The following is a 2968-nucleotide window of genomic DNA, read 5'->3' as shown; positions in this document are numbered from 1 at the left end:
GTTAATGATTCAAAGAGAAATGAATGAGAATAATTTCTTGATATTTTATTATAAATTTGAAATTGATTTTCAGATAAATCTAGGGGTATTACTGTTGGCTTTTTTCTTCCAAAGGTGTTCACCCATATCTGGCATCAGATTTCATGGATATTTAAAATTTTGAGCAAATAATATGTTCAAAGATTACACACAGAGAGTTAAGTCATTTTTTATGCCTGAATTACTAATAGTCAAGGACCTCCCAATGCCCAAATGCCCCTCCATTCTTTGGGACCCTTGGCTTTTTCAATTATTACGGTATAGTACGGTACCTTTATATGCGATCTAGACGTACTAATACTATGAGTCAAATTCTTGAAAAACCTAGAACACAAGAAAATGCATTAATTCAGGATATCTATCCTCTAGAAGAAAAATCCTATCTTTCATCTAATGCATCAATTGCATCATGCTATGTATGTGATAAGGGACTCAAAGACGGTCACTCTTTAACTGCAAAAACTATTGGGCATGAGACTGTACTATTGTGTAATATTCACAATTCAAAAAATTATTGAATTGGTTTTGTTATTGCGCCTTCTGCTGCAGACCCTACAAGTGATGCAAATTTTGCTAATGCGCCTGAAGTGTAGTTTGGTTTTGGTTTAGTCCATTGTTTTTTCCTTTCATCTAATTCTTCTTGGGGTACATTAAGTTCAATTTGATTAATTTCAATATCGATAGTTATTTCATCATCATTTTTTACAAGAGCTATTGGTCCTCCAACAAATGCTTCTGGTGCAACATGTCCAACCATAAATCCTCTAGTTCCTCCTGAAAATCTACCATCTGTAACCATTGCTACTTTTTTTCCTAATCCTTGACCAACTAATGCGGCAGTAGTTGCCAACATCTCTCGCATGCCCGGTCCGCCTTTTGGTCCTTCATATCTTATCACGACAACATGTCCTTCTTCTATCTCTCCTTTTGAGACTGCATCAAAAGCATATTCTTCTCTATCAAAAACGCGTGCCTTTCCAGTAAATTTTGTCATCTCAACTCCTGCTGTTTTAATTACGGCCCCATCTGGTGCTAAACTTCCTTTTAGAATAACTGCAGTCCCAACATTATGAATAGGATTATCAACTGATCTTACAATACTTTGTTCTGGTTCTTGAATACTCATAGATTCAAGATTTTCATGAATTGTTTTACCAGTAACTGTAATGCAATTTCTATGAATCAATCCTTTGTCATTTAATTTTTTAAGAACAAATGGTATGCCGCCAATTTTATCAAGTGAATTCATTACATAATTTCCACCAGGTTTCATATCTGCCAGATGAGGAGTCTTCTTTCGTATTCTCTCAAAGTCATCATAAGATAATTTTATTCCAGCCTCATTTGATAACGCCAATAAATGCAAAATGCCATTAGTAGAACCGCCTACTGCATTTAGCATAGTGATTGCATTTTCAAATGCCTCAAACGTCAAAATTTCTCTTGGTTTAATGTTTAATTCTAATAATTTAGCGCATGCTTTTCCTGTATCGTAGACCATTTTTTCACGTCTGTCATCTTCAGCAGGTGGTGATGCACTTCCAGGTAATGCAAGACCTATTGCTTCAGATATTGATGCCATAGTGTTTGCTGTAAACATCCCGCCGCACGAACCTGCATTAGGACATGCAGTATTCTCAATATTCTTTAGTGCTTCTAATGATAACTGACCTGCATCATATGCTCCAACTGCTTCATAAACATCAACAACTGTAAGCTCTTTACCATCAAGCATTCCTGGCATAATTGTTCCACCATACACAAATACCGATGGCAAATTCAATCTGGCCATTGCCATCATTGTGCCAGGTAGTGATTTGTCACATCCTGCAATTCCTACTAGTGCATCGTATTGATGTGCTCTTACCATTAGTTCTATAGAGTCTGCGATAACTTCCCTAGAGATTAATGATGATTTCATTCCTTCATGTCCCATTGCAATACCATCGCTAACTGCAATTGTTGAAAATTCTCTGGGGGTTGCACCTCCGTCTAATACTCCCTCTTTAGCTTTTAATGCTAATTTTGGTAAGTGTATGTTGCAAGGTGTAGCTTCATTTCCAGTATGACAAACGCCAATGAATGGTTTGCTTAAATCATCATCGTCAAGGCCCATGGCTTTGTACATAGCTCTGTGGGGTGCCCTGGCAGTTCCCTCCACAACATTTCTACTAGAAATTTCTGACATTGCTTACTCCTTTTGGATATTTTTTCTATAATTTAGACTTTCTATAATTTTCATTATGCGACGATTGGCTGTGCATCTAACTCTGCTAGATATTCTTCAATTTCTTCAGGTGTTTCGTTACCATAAGTTATTAGAATTCTATCCCCGTCTTCAAAAACATATTCTGAGATATCTGAAACTTGCTCATGATTTACGTAGTACTTTAGAGTATAATCTTCATTTGTACAAAATTGTCGTCCATCTGGGAAGATATAGCATTGATCATCAACTGTAATTCCTAATGTTTCAAATAGATAACCAGTAGTTACTCCTGAAGAGTGTCTATGAATTGTTGTGCCATCTTGTGCTTCAAAGTGTATCCAACTACTCTTTATCTGAAATGCAGGACCTGAGAAATCAAACTTGTCGCCAAATATTCTAACTAATATTGATGCATGCTCGTGTTCATCGCCTAACATTCCTGCACCTGGTGGAGCTCCTGGAACATTTGTTTGCATGGTTGCAAAATTATATGCTGAAATTCCAACTATTGCTGCAATACCTAATAGTACACCTGAAGCGATTAAGACATTCTTACGTTTTTTCTTTCCTTGTTGAGAAGCATAACTATCTCTTTTTTCTTCTCGCTCTCTTCTCTTCTTCTTTCCCATAGGTAACATTGATTTTCAAAAAAATACCCTAATTAAGCGAATCGATGAATCTAAATAAAATACAAAATTTGATCTAGTTCATGGATTGCAT

General features: G+C 36.2%; 3 protein-coding genes. 1 reads left to right on the top strand and 2 read right to left on the bottom strand.

What is annotated here, in order from left to right:
* The first annotated feature begins 341 nt into the window (after nucleotides 1–341).
* Entirely contained in the window at nucleotides 342–557 is a 216-nt protein-coding gene (locus C6988_RS10435) for a hypothetical protein (RefSeq protein ID WP_182135333.1), read from the top strand.
* On the opposite strand, the gene ilvD is transcribed toward C6988_RS10435, so the two are convergent.
* A complete protein-coding gene (ilvD, locus tag C6988_RS10430) occupies nucleotides 551–2227 on the bottom strand; it encodes a dihydroxy-acid dehydratase (protein WP_182135331.1) in 1677 nt (558 codons plus the stop codon). The genes C6988_RS10435 and ilvD overlap by 7 nt on opposite strands.
* A 53-nt stretch (nucleotides 2228–2280) precedes the next feature.
* Entirely contained in the window at nucleotides 2281–2877 is a 597-nt protein-coding gene (locus tag C6988_RS10425) for a protein-disulfide isomerase (protein ID WP_182135328.1), read from the bottom strand.
* Nucleotides 2878–2968: the final 91 nt, after the last annotated feature.

It is taken from the genome of Nitrosopumilus sp. b1 (genome assembly GCF_014078545.1).
Taxonomy (GTDB): Archaea; Thermoproteota; Nitrososphaeria; order Nitrososphaerales; family Nitrosopumilaceae; genus PXYB01.
This window is presented reverse-complemented; position numbering and strand designations above follow the sequence as displayed.

Bases quoted from the DNA above. Each gene is read 5' to 3' on its own strand.
- C6988_RS10435 (WP_182135333.1), top strand. From the start codon at position 342: ATGAGTCAAATTCTTGAAAAACCTAGAACACAAGAAAATGCATTAATT.
- C6988_RS10425 (WP_182135328.1), bottom strand. From the start codon at position 2,877: ATGGGAAAGAAGAAGAGAAGAGAGCGAGAAGAAAAAAGAGATAGTTAT.
- ilvD (WP_182135331.1), bottom strand. From the start codon at position 2,227: ATGTCAGAAATTTCTAGTAGAAATGTTGTGGAGGGAACTGCCAGGGCA.